This is a genomic window from Galbibacter sp. (genome assembly GCF_048266365.1).
In the GTDB taxonomy this organism is placed as follows: Bacteria; Bacteroidota; Bacteroidia; order Flavobacteriales; family Flavobacteriaceae; genus Galbibacter.
In genome coordinates this window covers 1-16,121 of sequence record NZ_JBLWZP010000001.1, presented here as the reverse complement: position 1 = coordinate 16,121, position 16,121 = coordinate 1, and the positions used below count along the sequence as shown (strand labels likewise).

Annotated in this window: 14 protein-coding genes; 10 read left to right on the top strand and 4 right to left on the bottom strand. The window is 37.9% G+C overall.

Going from position 1 to position 16,121, the window contains the following annotated elements:
• Positions 1–85: 85 nt before the first annotated feature.
• Positions 86–994 (bottom strand): DUF4231 domain-containing protein, encoded by a 909-nt coding sequence (locus ACN0TV_RS00070; protein WP_417358882.1) that lies wholly within the window; start codon positions 992–994, stop codon positions 86–88.
• A 335-nt stretch (positions 995–1,329) separates the two neighbouring features.
• On the opposite strand from ACN0TV_RS00070, the gene ubiE reads away from it, so the two are divergent.
• Both ubiE and ACN0TV_RS00060 read left to right on the top strand, forming a co-directional pair.
• Positions 1,330–2,061, top strand: a complete 732-nt coding sequence (gene ubiE / locus ACN0TV_RS00065) for a bifunctional demethylmenaquinone methyltransferase/2-methoxy-6-polyprenyl-1,4-benzoquinol methylase UbiE (RefSeq protein WP_417358881.1) — start codon at positions 1,330–1,332, stop codon at positions 2,059–2,061.
• A gap of 33 nt (positions 2,062–2,094) precedes the next feature.
• A complete protein-coding gene (locus ACN0TV_RS00060; RefSeq protein WP_417358879.1) occupies positions 2,095–2,820 on the top strand; it encodes a porin family protein in 726 nt (241 codons plus the stop codon).
• A gap of 18 nt (positions 2,821–2,838) precedes the next feature.
• On the opposite strand, the gene ACN0TV_RS00055 is transcribed toward ACN0TV_RS00060, so the two are convergent.
• Positions 2,839–3,558 carry a TrmH family RNA methyltransferase gene (locus tag ACN0TV_RS00055; protein ID WP_417358877.1) on the bottom strand — a complete coding sequence of 240 codons (720 nt, stop codon included), beginning with the start codon at positions 3,556–3,558 and terminating at the stop codon, positions 2,839–2,841.
• A gap of 43 nt (positions 3,559–3,601) precedes the next feature.
• Between ACN0TV_RS00055 and ACN0TV_RS00050 the strand changes: the two genes are divergently transcribed.
• From ACN0TV_RS00050 to ACN0TV_RS00025, 6 genes are all read left to right on the top strand, one after another.
• On the top strand, positions 3,602–6,139 hold the full coding sequence (locus tag ACN0TV_RS00050) for a BamA/TamA family outer membrane protein (protein ID WP_417358875.1): 2,538 nt from the start codon (positions 3,602–3,604) through the stop codon (positions 6,137–6,139).
• Positions 6,140–6,290: 151 nt separating this feature from the next.
• Entirely contained in the window at positions 6,291–7,358 is a 1,068-nt protein-coding gene (gene fbaA, locus ACN0TV_RS00045) for a class II fructose-bisphosphate aldolase (protein ID WP_417358873.1), read from the top strand.
• 63 nt (positions 7,359–7,421) lie between these two features.
• Positions 7,422–8,282 (top strand): acetyl-CoA carboxylase, carboxyltransferase subunit beta, encoded by an 861-nt coding sequence (gene accD, locus ACN0TV_RS00040; protein ID WP_417358871.1) that lies wholly within the window; start codon positions 7,422–7,424, stop codon positions 8,280–8,282.
• Between the two features lie 310 nt (positions 8,283–8,592).
• Complete coding sequence (rpsO, locus tag ACN0TV_RS00035) at positions 8,593–8,862, top strand: 30S ribosomal protein S15 (protein WP_417358869.1); 270 nt, start codon at positions 8,593–8,595, stop codon at positions 8,860–8,862.
• Between the two features lie 287 nt (positions 8,863–9,149).
• Positions 9,150–11,360 carry a polyribonucleotide nucleotidyltransferase gene (locus ACN0TV_RS00030; RefSeq protein ID WP_417358867.1) on the top strand — a complete coding sequence of 737 codons (2,211 nt, stop codon included), beginning with the start codon at positions 9,150–9,152 and terminating at the stop codon, positions 11,358–11,360.
• Positions 11,361–11,496: 136 nt separating this feature from the next.
• Positions 11,497–12,402 (top strand): NAD(P)-dependent oxidoreductase, encoded by a 906-nt coding sequence (locus ACN0TV_RS00025; RefSeq protein WP_417358866.1) that lies wholly within the window; start codon positions 11,497–11,499, stop codon positions 12,400–12,402.
• On the opposite strand, the gene ACN0TV_RS00020 is transcribed toward ACN0TV_RS00025, so the two are convergent.
• Together ACN0TV_RS00020 and ACN0TV_RS00015 are read right to left on the bottom strand one after the other, a co-directional pair.
• Complete coding sequence (locus ACN0TV_RS00020; protein ID WP_417358864.1) at positions 12,385–13,185, bottom strand: aspartate dehydrogenase domain-containing protein; 801 nt, start codon at positions 13,183–13,185, stop codon at positions 12,385–12,387. The two genes, ACN0TV_RS00025 and ACN0TV_RS00020, sit on opposite strands and share 18 nt — an antisense overlap.
• Positions 13,186–13,359: 174 nt before the next feature.
• Positions 13,360–14,349 carry a GlxA family transcriptional regulator gene (locus tag ACN0TV_RS00015; protein WP_417358862.1) on the bottom strand — a complete coding sequence of 330 codons (990 nt, stop codon included), beginning with the start codon at positions 14,347–14,349 and terminating at the stop codon, positions 13,360–13,362.
• Between the two features lie 120 nt (positions 14,350–14,469).
• Here ACN0TV_RS00015 and ACN0TV_RS00010 point away from each other — a divergent pair, with 120 nt between their 5' ends.
• Both ACN0TV_RS00010 and ACN0TV_RS00005 read left to right on the top strand, forming a co-directional pair.
• Positions 14,470–14,907 (top strand): SRPBCC family protein, encoded by a 438-nt coding sequence (locus ACN0TV_RS00010; RefSeq protein WP_417358860.1) that lies wholly within the window; start codon positions 14,470–14,472, stop codon positions 14,905–14,907.
• 58 nt (positions 14,908–14,965) lie between these two features.
• Positions 14,966–15,733 carry a hypothetical protein gene (locus ACN0TV_RS00005; protein WP_417358858.1) on the top strand — a complete coding sequence of 256 codons (768 nt, stop codon included), beginning with the start codon at positions 14,966–14,968 and terminating at the stop codon, positions 15,731–15,733.
• The last annotated feature ends 388 nt before the right edge of the window (positions 15,734–16,121 follow it).

Sequence of the window (16,121 nt, the reverse complement as noted above, 5' to 3'; positions counted from 1 at the left end):
GATATATTAAATACCTATAGCCACTAGAGAATGCCTTTTTAAATTACGGAGGCTAACAAAATAGATCTGGGACATTTCTTTTAAACTACACAACAATCTCCTGTTTACCCTTCTGTGCGCCTGAAATTAACCAATAGGCGTTAGGGCTAGAAATTAATCTTTCGGTGTCCCACACAAACTCATCCAACTCACTTTCTAAAGTGACCTTACTCAACCCTTGTTGCATCCCCTCCAATTCCCTTAAGGCAAGGGTATAACGTTGTTTCCTTTCTAAGTTACTCTGTAACTCAAGCCAACTCACTAGTGAAGAAAGCAGCATAGTTACAAGTGCAACAATACTCCAACCAGCATTTATTTCCAGTACTAAAAACAAAATAGCGCCTAGCGCAAACACCTGTGCAAGGATCAAGTTTAAGGACCAAAGCTTGTATTTTTGGTGATGTTCTATGGCTTTATTAAAGTAGATATCATTTAGGACGAGAATTCGTTCTTGAGCATAAAAGCTCTTTTTCTCCTCAAAAGACGCTTCTCTTAATTCAAACATCTTAGCTGTAAGCAACTCCTGCTTTAGAGCAGCCGAATCTAAATGTGGAATGAGTTCCTGATATTCTTTGATGATATGTTGCATTCGGTTTTCAAATGATCTTTGCAACTCGTCCCTATCTTGCAGGGTAGCGAACTCCCCCACACTCATTACAAACTGCCAAGTAGCTGTTTTGCAAGACGCCTTAAAATTAAGGCACTCTTGCCAAAGTTGATCGTATTTTTTAATCATTAATAACAGGGTCAAAATCAAACTTAGGGCAACTAAAACAGCTATTACGCCATATACTATTGTAAGTCCTTCTGAGTGCTGAAAACTGTAAAACATGACAATAACAGCCAGTATCAGTAGAATAACTGCTGATCGTTTAATCGACTTATAATAACGTTGAAATTTTGCAGATGCTATCGATGCTGCTTTGAAATAATTTGGAAAATCGCTAAAATCCATATCCTCAATACATAGTTTAGTTTGTAGTTTGGTGGTTGTTTAAGGGGACTTGGAGTAAACAACTGCTCATGATCTCAAAACAGCGTAATTCTCCAATTTTTCAAAATAACATAAATAAATCGGAAATAGAGTAAGGAAATCCGCAAACGGATAAAATAATCGTTTTATGACCAATTTCACAAGTACCAAAGCGAATTGAATTCTAAAGGCAATTCTAACGATAGCATATTTTTGATAAGAGGTCACTCCGTTAAAAAAGAAAGTAAATAGTTTTTAAAATCAAGCTTCATTCCACAGAGATGAATTGTAAATAGTATATTTGCAAAAAATTTAGCATGTCAAAAAAGGTTACGCCCTATAAAGATTCTACTTTAGGTAAAAAACAACAGGTTACCAAGATGTTTGACACCATTTCCGGTAATTATGATGGATTAAATCGTGTAATTTCATTCGGTATTGATATTCAATGGCGGAAAAAAGTGGTGAAAATGGTTCATGCCACCAAGCCACAATCCATTTTAGACATTGCTACAGGCACTGGAGATTTGGCTATCAATCTAGCTCAAGAAAACAAAACCGCTAACATAGTCGGATTAGACATCTCAGCTGGTATGCTTGAGGTCGGAAAGCAAAAGATTGCTGATAAAAACCTCACTAATCGCATTGAGATGGTCTTAGGAGATAGTGAACAACTACCCTTTGAGGATGAAAGTTTTGATTCCGCCACTGTTGCCTTTGGTGTTCGAAATTTCGAAGATCTAGAGAAAGGGTTGGCAGAAATATTTAGAGTACTGAAAAAAGGAGGTACTTTTGTAGTTTTAGAAACCTCCGTTCCTACAAAGACACCCTTCAAACAAGGTTACAACCTTTATACTAAAAACTTATTACCTGTTATAGGAAGGCTATTTTCAAAGGATCAGTCGGCCTATGCCTATTTATCAGAATCGGCCTCTGTGTTTCCTTATGGAAAGGCGTTTAACGACATCTTGACCAAAGTCGGATTTATAGAAGTGAAAGATCATCCACAAACTTTAGGCGTGGCTACGATCTACCAAGCGAAGAAATAACTATATTGCAAGCAGAAAAACCAACCCCTAGAAATGAAAACGTTACTTTGCAGCTTAATCCTAATCATTAGTGGACTTACTACACTACAGGCACAGTTCAATGAAGATGTTATTTTAAATCTCGAAACCGAGGACCAAAAGTTATTGAATTGGGGTTATTATTTAGGGTTTAACCAATACGACTTTAAAGTTGATTACGAAAACCACAATCCTTCTACTGTCCCAATCGACGAGATGTTAACCTCAAAAAGCCTCGGCTTTAATGTTGGACTTATTGGTGAACTCCGTTTAAACAACTATATGGATCTTCGTCTAGAGCCGGGATTATATTACAACCAACGTGACCTCATATTCCGAAACAATACAACAAACGATTATTCCGAATTAGTACCTGTTAAATCTACCTATATCCACATTCCTCTTTTATTAAAGGTCAGCACCAAAAGATTGGGTAACATTAAACCCTATATAGTTGGCGGCGCTGCAACATCCTTAAACCTTAGTAGCAATGAAGGTAACTCCGAAGGAATTAAGGAGGGGATTGTCAGTATGAGAAAGAGTAATTATTACTGGGAAGTTGGTTTTGGTATTGATATTTACCTGCGTTATTTTAAATTCTCACCTTCCATTAGAGGGTCATTCGCACTCAAAGATGAGATTTACAGAGGAAAAAATGTGGATAAAGATTACTTCCAAGGTCCAAAAATCTATAACGGAATCTACTCCAGAGCTATATTTGTCAACTTTACCTTCGAGTAATCAATTGGATATTTTGATTTAACTTCTTCGAAATTCACTCAACAGAATTGCTGTCGCTGTGGCGACATTGAGACTTTCGGTTTGCCGGGATCCAAATCGTGGAATACTCAGCGTGTTGGTTACCTTTTTAAGGATTGAAGAACTGATGCCATTGGATTCATTTCCCATGACTAAAATTGCATCTTTTGCAAGTGTGGAATCATATACATTTCCACCCTCCATGATTGCTCCGTAAATTGGTTTATCCGTGCTACCTAAATAGTTTTCTAAATCTACATAATTAATTTGTACCCTGGCCAAAGATCCCATGGTAGCCTGAACTACTTTTGGGTTATAACAATCTACAGTATTTTCACTACACAGCAGTTGAGAAACTCCAAACCAATCGCAAAGTCGAATAATGGTGCCTAAATTGCCGGGGTCTCGAACATCGTCAAGGGCAAGGATTAGACCCTCGCCCTTTTCATTCTTCTCTTCTGGCATATGAAAAACGGCCAATACCTCACTGGGGGTTTTTAGGGAGCTTAGTTTTTTCATCTCACCCGCACTTATTTGTACTGTTTTATCTAGCGGTAATCCGTCAATATCTCGGGTCTTAAATATTTTATAGGGCTGTAGTTCGGAATCCAGGAGTTCTAAAACACCCTTAGCCCCTTCCGCTATAAAAAGTTGATGCTTATTACGGTACTTTTTTTGATGTAAGGACGTTATAAGTTTTAATTCGTTTTTGCTAACCATACAAATAGTGTATTTTTGACCGTAAATTTAATCATTCACCCTCTTGAAACAACATCTTGCAAAAATAGCTGTATTATTTTTAATAGTACTGATGAGTTCATGTAATGCCGTGAAGAGGGTGAAAAGCGGCCAATTGTTGCTGGTGGATAACAGTATTTATATCAATGAGCAAAGGGTTACAGGGGATGAAGTTGAGGGCTTGATAACCCAAAGACCAAATAACAAAATGCGCCTGGCGGTCTATAATATGGCCAAACCAAATCCTGCTCGATACTATGCGAATAAACTAGACTCCAACCTGCAGGATATGAGCTTTTTTGATCGCATGATTTCAAAAAAGCAACTTACTCAAGTTGCCGATTATAAAATTAACTTTAATAACTGGTTAATGAAGACAGGGGAAGCCCCAGTAATCATTGATCAGGAAAAAACAGAGAAATCAGCAGAGCGTTTAAAACTATACTACGATACCAAGGGATATTTCAACAATAAGGTGAGCTATGAAATTGATAGTAGCGATCAAAAAGAGAAGCGTGCGGTTGTAAACTACAACCTGACTACCGGTCCTGCTTACTATCTGGATTCCATTAGCACAAATTTCGAATCTAAAGATTTGGATACCATCTACAATCGCTATAAACGATTCTCAAGAATTAGAACTGGTCAGCAATTTGATTTTGTTTATTTTGATGCTGAAAAGGAGCGTTTGAACAACATTTTTGTAAATTCCGGAATCTATAAATTCCAACCTTCTTCCATTAGCTTCGACATTCAAAGAGATACTGCCCTGGTGGCAGATGACAGAAAAATGCCTGTAGTGATTAGTATTCAAAACGCCTCGGCTACTCAAGGAGGCCCTGAAATCCCATATAAAATTCATCACGTTAAAGAAGTAAACATCTACGCTGATTATTCCTTTAACAATTCTCAGGATAGTTTAAGCTCGATTACCTATGACGGATATACAATTTACTTTAAGGATCAACTAAAATACCGACCTAAAGCCCTAACGGATGTTATTGCTATTTTACCGGATAGCGTTTATAAGGAAGCTGACCGAGCCTTGACCGCCAAACAGATTAACAACTTAAAGGTATTTAAATATCCCAACATCAACTACAGTTACTTAGATGGATCAGATGATCAATTGAGAACGAACATTTATTTAAACCCAAGACCACGGTACTCATTGGGTTTTAGTTCTGACCTTTTGCATTCAAACATCCAGGATATAGGAATTTCTTTGAGCACATCATTGATCGCTAGAAATATCTTTAGAGGTGCAGAGACCTTGGACATTGCCTTTAGAGGCACCTTTGGATCTTCATCTGACTTTAAAAACACTGAAAGTGGCTTTTTTAATATTGCAGAATTTGGCGCTGATATCGGTCTAAATATTCCAAGGATATTTTTCCCTTTTAACACCGATAAGATCATCCCTAAATCGATGACTCCGGACACCCGTTTCTCCCTCGGGACAACCCTTCAAAAAAACATAGGGCTAGACAAGCAAACCTTTAATGGGATACTGCGTTACAAATGGAACCCATCCAACGTACGAAAAAACATATTGGAACTCATCAATATTCAATATGTCAAAAACCTCAACACCGATCGCTATTACGATGTGTATGACAATAGCTATGAGGATTTAAACAATGTTGCTTCAAACTACACTTCTCAAACGAACTCAGATTATTTTGACGAAAATGGAGATCTCAGCATTCCATTGGGAACCGCCGGCTTCACTAATGACGTCTTAAACGGCAACATTAGCACCAATACCAGAGATGCAGGTGAGGTCGCACGAATTGATGACCAAAGACAACGATTAACAGCGAATAACCTCATATTCTCCACCAACTACACCTATTATAAAAACACACGTAGAAATTTTAACGATAATAACTTCTTTCAATTCAGAGGGAAGATTGAATTGGCAGGAAACCTACTCTCCGGCTTAGCTCCAATTCTAAATCTCGAAAAAGATGAGCTCGGAAATAATCTGATTTTTGGTGTACAATATTCCCAATACATAAAAACAGAATTCGATTACATCAAATACTGGCGTCTGTCTCGTAAAGATGTATTAGCCTTTAGGTCCTTTATGGGTGTTGCTATTCCTTACGGAAATTCAGGGAGCATTCCATTTATCAGGAGTTACTTTGCCGGAGGATCTAATGACAACAGAGCATGGCAACCTTATGAACTAGGCCCCGGAAGAACGAAAAGCACTAATGATTTTAATGTGGGTAATTTAAAGCTGGCTTTTAATCTAGAGTACAGATTCCCTCTAATTGGAGATATTAACGGCGCATTGTTTGTAGATGCCGGTAACATTTGGGACTTTTTAGATGATGTTGAAAGCGAAAAAGCAACCTTTGAAAACCTGCGTTCCTTGGAAGAGATTGCAATAGGTACTGGATTTGGTCTTCGTTATGATTTTAACTTTTTTGTATTTCGATTTGATATTGGATTCAAAACCTACGATCCTACTTATGATCAGCGCAGTAAACGATGGTTTAATGATTACAATTTCGGCAATGCTGTATACAACATTGGGATCAATTATCCTTTCTAAGCCGTGTAAATTTATTATTTTTGCAAACACGGTTTTTTGTTAGAAAACTCAAGAGATTTTTCTGTCGAACAAAATGTCGTATTTTTGAATTTTAAAAGCTCAATTGAAGCGAACAACTATATAACGATATAAAAATTAGAAACTTAAATTTATGAGTCACAACATTAAGGCTGGTGTAGCCACTGGGGACGAAGTACAAAAGATATTTGACTATGCTAAGCAAAAAGGGTTTGCGCTTCCGGCAGTCAATGTTATTGGGAGTAGTACTATCAACGCTGTTTTAGAAACAGCAGCAGATTTAAATTCTCCTGTTATCATTCAATTCTCTAACGGAGGAGCACAGTTTAATGCTGGTAAAGGGCTGTCTAACGATCAGCAAAAAGCTGCTGTTGCAGGAGCTGTTGCAGGCGCGAAGCACGTTCATGAAATGGCTGAAAAATACGGAGTCCCGGTTATCCTTCACACGGACCACTGTGCTAAAAAGTTGCTTCCTTGGGTAGACGGTATGTTGGATGCCAGTGAAGAGCATTACAAACAAACCGGAAAACCATTGTTCAGTTCTCATATGATCGATCTTTCTGAAGAGTCAATCGAAGAAAATATCGAAACTTCTAAAAAGTATCTGGCACGTATGGATAAAATGGGAATGACCCTTGAAATCGAGCTTGGTATTACAGGAGGAGAAGAAGATGGTGTAGATAATTCAGATGTTGATGATTCTAAATTATACACCCAACCGGAAGAAGTTGCTTATGCTTATGAAGAGCTATTAAAGGTATCTCCAAGATTTACAGTTGCAGCAGCATTCGGAAACGTTCACGGTGTTTACAAACCAGGAAACGTTAAGCTTACTCCAAAAATTCTTAGAAATTCTCAAGAGTATATTTCTAAAAAATATAATGTTCCTCACAACACAATCAACTTCGTATTCCACGGCGGATCTGGTTCTACTGTTGAAGAAATCAGAGAAGGAATTAGTTACGGGGTAATCAAGATGAATATTGACACTGACCTTCAGTATGCTTACCTAGAAGGAATCAGAGACTATATGAAGTCTAAAGAGGCTTACCTGGGAGGTCAAATCGGAAACCCGGAAGGTGACGACGCTCCTAATAAAAAGTATTATGATCCACGTGTATGGATCCGTGAAGGAGAAAAAACCTTTATCACTCGTCTGAAAAAGGCTTTTGAAGATTTAAACAACGTGAATACGTTATAAATGATATGCAAAGCACTAGGGAAAATCAATTTTCTTTAGTGCTTTTTAATTTTATCTAAGATTATGGCTTGGTTTAAAAGAAAAGAAAAAGGTATACAAACCGCTACCGAACAGAAGAAGGACACTCCAGTTGGTCTTTGGTATAAATCACCAACCGGTAAAATTGTTGAAGCCGATGAATTGGCTAAAAACTTTTATGTAAGTCCGGAGGATGATTATCATGTACGCATTGGTAGTAAGGAATATTTTTCAATATTATTTGACGACAATAAGTTTAAGGAATTGGATCCTAACCTAGAATCCAAAGACCCACTTCACTTCGTCGATACTAAAAAGTATTCAGATCGTCTAAAACAAGCCCAAGAAAAGACCAAACTAAAGGATGCAGTTCGCACTGCAGTTGGTAAGTCTAAGGGTAGAAATCTTGTAATCGCGTGTATGGACTTCTCTTTTATCGGAGGATCTATGGGTAGTGTGGTTGGAGAGAAGATAGCACGTGCTATTGATTATTCAATCAAAAAGAAGATCCCTTTTATGATGATTTCAAAATCCGGAGGTGCACGTATGATGGAGGCAGCTTTATCGCTAATGCAATTGGCAAAAACTTCTGCTAAATTAGCCCAGCTTTCTGAACTTGGAATCCCCTACATCTCATTGTGTACGGATCCTACAACCGGAGGTACTACAGCGTCCTATGCTATGCTTGGCGATATCAATATTGCAGAGCCCGGTGCTTTAATTGGTTTTGCTGGACCTCGTGTGGTTAAAGAGGCTACAGGAAAAGATCTTCCTGAAGATTTCCAAACCTCTGAGTTCTTATTAGAGCACGGATTCCTTGACTTTATCGTTCATAGAAAGGACTTGAAAAACAAAGTAAATCTATATATAGATTTAATACAAAATCAAGCGGTAAGAGCTTCGTAATAGAACTGTATTATTTGCTACAAAAGCTCCAAGTTATGGAGCTTTTATTTTTTTATACCCAATAATCGGTGTAGACATTTCGTCAAATGATGATAGTCGATTTGGATTAATAGCGGATAGCAGCCACAGAATTCGTCGATTTATGATGCTGCTTTTTTAAGGATAAAGAATTAACTGCTAAATAAATAGATTTAAAAACGCTTGAGAATATTTATTTATTTTAGCGGATTAAAAATAAAAATATTACTATATTTGCGCCCTTGATAGATCGACTATCAAATACATAAGAATCATTTAAAAAAATATTGGCATGTATTTATCGAAAGAAGAAAAAGCAGAAATTTTCAAAAAACACGGTGGTAGTGAAAACAACACCGGATCTGCTGAAGGACAAATTGCTTTGTTCACGTACAGAATTAATCACTTAACCGGACACTTGAAAAAAAATCAGAAAGATTTTAACACCGAGCGTTCACTAGTTATGTTGGTAGGGAAAAGAAGATCTCTACTTGATTATTTGATAAAGAAAGATATTGTAAGATATCGAGCTATCATCAAAGAATTGGGATTAAGAAAGTAAATTATAAAAGGGAGCAATTTGCTCCCTTTTTAATTTGGTCTTATATTTTTTCTTTTTTTTCGGACTTTCTATTATTAATGACATACTTTTGAATTTATCATATTGAGAATTCAATTTTCGCTTAACCACAACCTGAGACAGTAAGTGGCTAACAAAAAAGCTTATATAATTAGTTTTTCATTGGGTAACAACAACTACAACACAACTCATCCGTGAAATTCACGGGCACCCATTGTTTAACATTCCGCTGCTATAAACACAGTGAAGCGGAGCAATAAAAAAACTAAATGATTCCTGAAGTAAAACAAGAAATTATTGATTTAGGGGATGGTAGAACCATTTCTCTAGAAACGGGAAAATTAGCAAAGCAAGCTGATGGTTCTGTCGTTGTCCGTATGGGTGACGCTATGCTATTGGCTACAGTGGTTTCTGCAAGAACTGCTAACCCTGGTATTGACTTTTTACCCTTAACGGTTGATTATCGCGAAAAATTTGCAGCTGCAGGACGTTTTCCTGGTGGATTTTTTAAGCGTGAAGCTAGACCAAGTGATCGTGAGGTATTGACCATGCGTTTGGTGGATCGTGTATTGCGTCCATTATTCCCGAAAGATTACCATGCTGAAACTCAGGTGATGATTCAACTGATGTCAAACGACGAAAATGTTATGCCTGATGCCCTAGCCGGTTTGGCTGCATCTGCTTGTATTCAATTGTCTGATCTTCCATTTGAATATCCTATTTCTGAAGTTAGAGTTGCTCGTATTGATGGTGAATTCATTGTCAACCCTAGTAAAGCACAATTAGCTACTGCTGATATGGATATTATGGTTGGAGCATCTGAGGATTCTGTAGCCATGGTTGAAGGTGAAATGCTAGAAGTTTCTGAACAAGAAATGGCAGAAGCGATTAAAGTTGCTCACCAAGCTATCAAACTACAGGTAGAAGCTCAAAAAAGACTTGTTGAAAAAGTCGGTAAGAAAGAAGTTCGTGAGTACGAGGCAGAGGTTGAAGATGAAGAATTGGCAGCAAAGATTCATGAATTTGCTTATGACAAATGCTATACTGTAGCTAAAGAAGATACTTCTAAACAGGAGCGTGGAGAAAAATTCGCTCAAATTAAAGAAGAGATCACTGCTTGGTATGATGAAGAAGAATTGGCTGAAAAAGCAGATCTTATCGGTAAGTATTTTGCTAAAGCACAAAAAGAAGCGGTCAGAAACCTTATCCTAGACGAAAACATTCGTTTGGATGGTAGAAAGACTACAGATATCAGACCAATTTGGTGTGAGGTGAATTACCTTCCTTCAACACATGGTTCTTCTATCTTTACCAGAGGTGAAACTCAAGCGCTTGCTACTGTTACCCTTGGTACTTCTAAACAAGCTAACGTTATAGATCTTCCTACAGATCAATCTGAAGAGAAATTCTATCTCCATTATAACTTCCCTCCATTCTCAACCGGTGAAGCACGTCCTCTAAGAGGAACTTCACGTAGAGAAGTTGGTCACGGAAACTTGGCACAACGTGCATTGAAGAATATGATCCCTGCAGATTGTCCTTACACTGTACGTGTGGTATCTGAGGTATTAGAATCTAACGGTTCTTCTTCTATGGCAACGGTATGTGCTGGAACTATGGCCTTAATGGATGCCGGGGTTCAACTTAAAAAACCTGTATCCGGTATTGCTATGGGTCTTATCACTGATGGTGAGAAATACGCTGTATTATCAGATATCTTAGGTGATGAAGATCACTTGGGAGATATGGACTTTAAAGTAACCGGTACTGAAAAGGGTATCACGGCTTGCCAGATGGATATTAAAATCAAAGGACTTTCTTATGAAATCCTTGAAAACGCTTTAGCTCAAGCTAGAGAAGGTAGGTTACATATCCTAGGAAAACTGACAGACACCATTGCAACACCAAATGAGCAAGTGAAAGCACATGCTCCTAAAATGGTTACTGTTACCATCCCAGGAGACTTCATCGGAGCTTTAATCGGTCCTGGCGGTAAAGTTATTCAGGAATTACAAAAAGCTACTAAAACTGAGATCGTAATCGAAGAGGTTGACGAAAAAGGTGTCGTTGAAATCCTTGGTACTGACCAAGCGGGTATCGATGCTGTACTTGCAAAAATCGACTCTATTACATTCAAACCTGTTAAAGGTGATGTATATGAGGTGAAAGTGATCAAAATGCTTGAATTTGGTGCTGTAGTTGAATATACTGAGGCTCCAGGTAATGAAGTATTATTACATATCTCAGAGCTTGCATGGGAACGTACTAATGAGGTAACCGATGTAGTTAATTTAGGAGATGTATTTGAAGTGAAATATTTTGGGGTTGATCCTAAAACACGTAAAGAAAAAGTTTCTAGAAAAGCGATTTTACCAAAACCTGAGGGTTATGTAGAACGTGATAGAAGCTCTGACAATCGCAGTAGATCTAACAACAACGATCGAAGAGGTGATCGAGAAAGAAAGCCTCGTAGAGATTAAATCATTCATGTTAATTTTAAAGTGTGTGAAAAGTCTGGCCATGTGCCGGGCTTTTTCTTTTTAGAAGGTTACCCTATTCACGTATCCCTTTTGAAAAGTATTACTTACTTTTACTGATTAATTCAAGTCAATTGTTATGTTCAAGAAAATAGTAGGGATTGAGCCGTTAGATCTCATCCCGTCCGCAGAGCTCAAGCTTCAAGAATTTGCAGAAGAGGTTATTTTATTTAGGGATATCCCGAAGGATGATCAGCAGATAATTGAACGCATCTCTGATGCTGATGCCGTGTTATTGAGCTACACCTCAACACTCGATCAGAAAATTCTTGAAAAATGTCCGAATATCGTTTATATCGGTATGTGCTGTTCTTTATATTCTCCTGAAACAGCGAATGTAGATATTCATTATGCCAACAAAAGAGGCATCAAGGTCACTGGAATTCGTGACTACGGTGATGAGGGTGTGGTAGAATATGTCGTAAGCGAACTTGTTCGTGGACTTCACGGTTTTGGCACAGATCCAAGTGGTCATCCCGAAAAGCCATGGGATGGTGTTGCTAGAGAAATCACCGGACTCAAGGTCGGCGTTGTGGGCTTGGGAACTTCAGGGGGTATGATTGCTGATGCCTTAAAATTTTTTGGTGCCGAAATTTCTTATTTTTCCCGTACCGAAAAACAAGAAGCTAAAGCAAAGGGCTATACTTTTCTTCAACTTGATGAGTTGTTAGAACAAAGTGAGGTCATTCTCTGCTGTCTTAATAAAAACACGGTGCTTCTACACGAATCAGAATTCGAAAAGCTAGGTGAGCACAAAATACTTTTCAACACAGGACTCTCCCCTGCCTGGGACATGAAGCCCTTTCAGCAATGGCTGGCAGGAGACAATCGTTGTTACTGTGATACTTTGGGTGCCCTTGGGGATCGAAAACTCCTGGAACACCCAAATGTCCGCTGTATGCAGGTCTCGGTCGGACGTACACGACAAGCTTATATCAGATTAAGTGAAAAAGTACTGGCTAATTTGTCAGAATACAATGGGTGAGGTAATATTTCTTAAGGTATTCACCACACTCCAGCCTGCTATTTTAGAAGTCTTGCTATAGACATCCACAATGGCATGTACTTCCTCATTTTTAATTTCTATTCGGTGATCATCTCCTATATATTCAGGAACGGAGGTCACCGAAACTTTTATGTTTTTAGGACCTACAGAAGCCAGTGATGCTGCAACAGCTACGTTAACTTTTGTTGGAAACAAGGCTATTGCCTCTTTAGCATTCCCTGAGAATACTTGCTTTTTTTGAGTTTCGAGCTCCGTTTCATATACCTCTGTATCGCGTAATGATCTTGGACTTTTCTCAGTAGCGAAAGAAACTTCACTATCTCCCATGAGTGAAGCAGTACGAAGCACATCAAACCCACCAATGGATCCCGAGACTAAATGCACTCTTGTTCCATGTTTTTTTGCGGTTTCTTGTACCTCCAAGTAGAACTCCTCATCTGCTAAAGCACCGATGGAAAGCGTTACTATTGAAGATCCGTTTTTAAGTGCCGGTAAGGCAAGCTCGCGCATAGCAACTGGAGCAGCCGCCTCAACTATATAATCAGGATTAAGTGCTATGATATCTGAAATAGATTCTTGCGCTATACAGCTATAACCAGTATCTGCAGTATTGATCCGCTCTGCAAGTTGCTGAGCTTTTTCAAATGTTCTGGAGTAACTTCCTATTAACTCATAATCATCCAGTATTCCTCCTAATAATGCATCAACAACAATATCCGCTAATTTTCCGCAGCCTACTATGGCTAGTTTTTTCTTTTCCATTTTAATAAAATTCCTAGAGTTAATTCTAACAACACTACCCTCCGTAACGCAAGTAGCCAATGCTTCGCTAGATGTTTTTTAAAAAATTATGTGAATTCGTAAGCATTAGGCCATGGAAATGACCAATGGTCAAAGGTAATGATTATCCCTTCTAAAAGCCAATCTATTACACTTTCAAAACCGGCTTATTATAGCTTCCTTGTTATACTTTGTCTTGTATGCCAGTGGTGAAAGACCGGTGATTTTTATAAACACATTACGAAACGCCTTAACATCCGAGTAGCCTACATCATAAATCACTTCATTAATAGTTTTACGACTGGTCTCCAAGGCCTTTTTTGCCATTTCCATTTTTACACGTTGTGAGTATTCAAATGGGGTGTTTCCAGTGGCTTTAATAAATCTTCTATCAAAATTACGCCTACCGACCGGAAACTTGGAAGATAAATGTTCGATGGAGATTTTTTGATGAACTTGGCTCTCGATATATTCCTGCGCCTGCAGTACCATATCATCCTCGTGTGACTTTTGCCCTTTAAATATCATAAATGTTGATTGACTTTGTCTATCAATTTCAATTTGAAAAATCTTGGAACAATAGACCGCGGTCTCACGGTTGTAATATTTTTCAATTAGATAAATAATGAGATTTAAGAAGGAATAGGCACCTCCATTGGTATAAATTCCACTCTGATCAGTGATTAATTTATCAATTTGTAAATTCACCTTTGGAAACATACTTCTAAAATTATCTGCAACCGCCCAGTTAGTGGAACAACTTTTACCATCAAGTATACCTGTGGATGCAAGTAAAAATGCTCCAGTACATATACTGGCTACCTCTGCCCCTTGCTTATATTGTTTTGCAATCCATTGAATTATCGGCTTATTCCCCTCTAAGGCTGTTTGATAATTATGATTTAAGGAAGGAATAATAATAAGATCGGTCCTTTCCAGATTCTCGATATTCTTGTGAGGTTTTACGGTAAAAAATCCATCATAGAAATCCACAGTTTCACAAAGACCTGCCAATTCAATCTTGAACAATTCCTCCCCTGTAGTGTGCTCCAAATAGGCATTTGCCTTTTTGAATATTTTATAGGATCCCACAATACTACTCAAGTTATTCTGCCCATTGGGTACTATGATCGTAAGATGTTTCATTTGTTAAAAGTAATAATTATATATGTCTAAATCAACCCGTTATGATGTCTATATTACACCCGACAATAATCACTTATAGACAATACCTTTGTTGTATTACGAATTAAAGTCACATAAAAAATGAAATCAAAAAACATCACCACAACCATTTTTGTGGATCAAACTCCTGTAGAAGTTTTCAATGCCATCAATAATGTTCGCAACTGGTGGCCAGGAGAAATTGAAGGAGAAACAGCTAAACTCCATGCTGAATTCTCCTATAATTTGCCTGAAAAACATTATTCAAAACAAAGGATATCAGAATTTATTATTGGGAAAAAAATCGTTTGGAAGGTACTTGAATCCAATCTCGGTTTTATTCAAAACAAGAGTGAATGGCAGGGAACAGACATCATTTTTGAAATTGCTTCAAAAGGCGACAAAACCAAGCTTCATTTTACCCATCGCGGGCTTAGTCCGTTGGCTGAATGTTACCAAGCTTGCTTGAAGGGTTGGACTACGCTTATAAATGACAATTTGAATGCATTAATCGCCACAGGTGACTCTCAAAAACCTTAAGGGTTATTGATAGTGAGACAACACATAATATTAAAAGAATCATCCATAACAAAAGATAATGAAAACAAGCTTGAACAAAGAGGTGAACTCATTTATAGTAATAGCAAGTCTATTAGTTTCACTCACTATTAATTCGCAAAACGACCCCAGTGATGAAATAAAACCCCTACCTCGGGATTTAGAAATTCAACTTGCCCTTAGTGCACTTCCACCCCATCTTAGAGACAGTGCAACGGTTCACACCCTTAAACTAGATAAGGGTTTTGAAATCACTCGAAACGGCAGCAACGGATTTCATGCTTTCGTAGCACGCACCGGCGAAGATGCCATGAGGGGATCTTGGCCACTAACCTCCTTTAGAAATGATATATTGTATCCAATTTCATTTGATCAAGCGGGCGCCGAGAGCCAAATGCAAGTCTTTTTGGATATTGCTGCTATGCAAGCCAACGGAGTTCCACCTCAGCAAGTAAAATTGACTATTCAGCATCGCTACAAAACACATTCCTACAAAGCACCTAAACAAGCCGGTATTTCATATATGTTGTCACCGATATTACGAACATATGTTAATCCTGATAAAAATCCGGAGGTAAACACTCTTAGTATTCCGCATGTCATGTACTTTGCGCCTCACATCAAAAACGAGGATATAGGTGGGTCGAAACCGGGAGGTACATACCCCTTTGTTATACTACATGGAGCACATGGCTATATGGTTCAGCTCCTTGGTGAGCGCGAAAGGAAGCTTGTTAAAACACATTACAAGGAAATGTTGGAGAGGCTTTGTCAAATCAACAGTAAATGGTGTTTGCCAAAACCATAAAAGCCAAAGTATCGACAAATATACCAACCTACCTACAATTATACTTTTGAAATAAAACATTATTAAGTACGGTATATGATTGTAAATAACAAGAACGCAAAATCATACAAGTGGGCAGACAACTGTAGAGCATGGGAATTACTCTAACCTGAGTATGTGGTTATTAAAGAGGAGCTGATGGTTCCACAAACCGAAGAACAACTACATTTTCATGAGAAAACAGAACAATTCTTTTATATTTTGGAGGGTGAAGCAACCTTGACTTTTTGTTTTTCAAAACCATTACTGCCTTTTTGTTTACGAGAAAGATGTTGTTGAGCTTCTTTTAATTTAAGTGCATATTTTTTAGTATATCTATTGTTTTTAAATTTATTGTTATCGGAAGTGA

Bases quoted from the DNA above. Each gene is read 5' to 3' on its own strand.
- ACN0TV_RS00060 (WP_417358879.1), top strand. From the start codon at position 2,095: ATGAAAACGTTACTTTGCAGCTTAATCCTAATCATTAGTGGACTTACT.
- accD (WP_417358871.1), top strand. From the start codon at position 7,422: ATGGCTTGGTTTAAAAGAAAAGAAAAAGGTATACAAACCGCTACCGAA.
- ACN0TV_RS00025 (WP_417358866.1), top strand. From the start codon at position 11,497: ATGTTCAAGAAAATAGTAGGGATTGAGCCGTTAGATCTCATCCCGTCC.
- ACN0TV_RS00070 (WP_417358882.1), bottom strand. From the start codon at position 994: ATGGATTTTAGCGATTTTCCAAATTATTTCAAAGCAGCATCGATAGCA.
- ACN0TV_RS00020 (WP_417358864.1), bottom strand. From the start codon at position 13,185: ATGGAAAAGAAAAAACTAGCCATAGTAGGCTGCGGAAAATTAGCGGAT.
- ACN0TV_RS00030 (WP_417358867.1), top strand. From the start codon at position 9,150: ATGATTCCTGAAGTAAAACAAGAAATTATTGATTTAGGGGATGGTAGA.
- ACN0TV_RS00005 (WP_417358858.1), top strand. From the start codon at position 14,966: ATGAAAACAAGCTTGAACAAAGAGGTGAACTCATTTATAGTAATAGCA.
- ACN0TV_RS00010 (WP_417358860.1), top strand. From the start codon at position 14,470: ATGAAATCAAAAAACATCACCACAACCATTTTTGTGGATCAAACTCCT.
- rpsO (WP_417358869.1), top strand. From the start codon at position 8,593: ATGTATTTATCGAAAGAAGAAAAAGCAGAAATTTTCAAAAAACACGGT.
- fbaA (WP_417358873.1), top strand. From the start codon at position 6,291: ATGAGTCACAACATTAAGGCTGGTGTAGCCACTGGGGACGAAGTACAA.
- ubiE (WP_417358881.1), top strand. From the start codon at position 1,330: ATGTCAAAAAAGGTTACGCCCTATAAAGATTCTACTTTAGGTAAAAAA.
- ACN0TV_RS00015 (WP_417358862.1), bottom strand. From the start codon at position 14,349: ATGAAACATCTTACGATCATAGTACCCAATGGGCAGAATAACTTGAGT.
- ACN0TV_RS00055 (WP_417358877.1), bottom strand. From the start codon at position 3,558: ATGGTTAGCAAAAACGAATTAAAACTTATAACGTCCTTACATCAAAAA.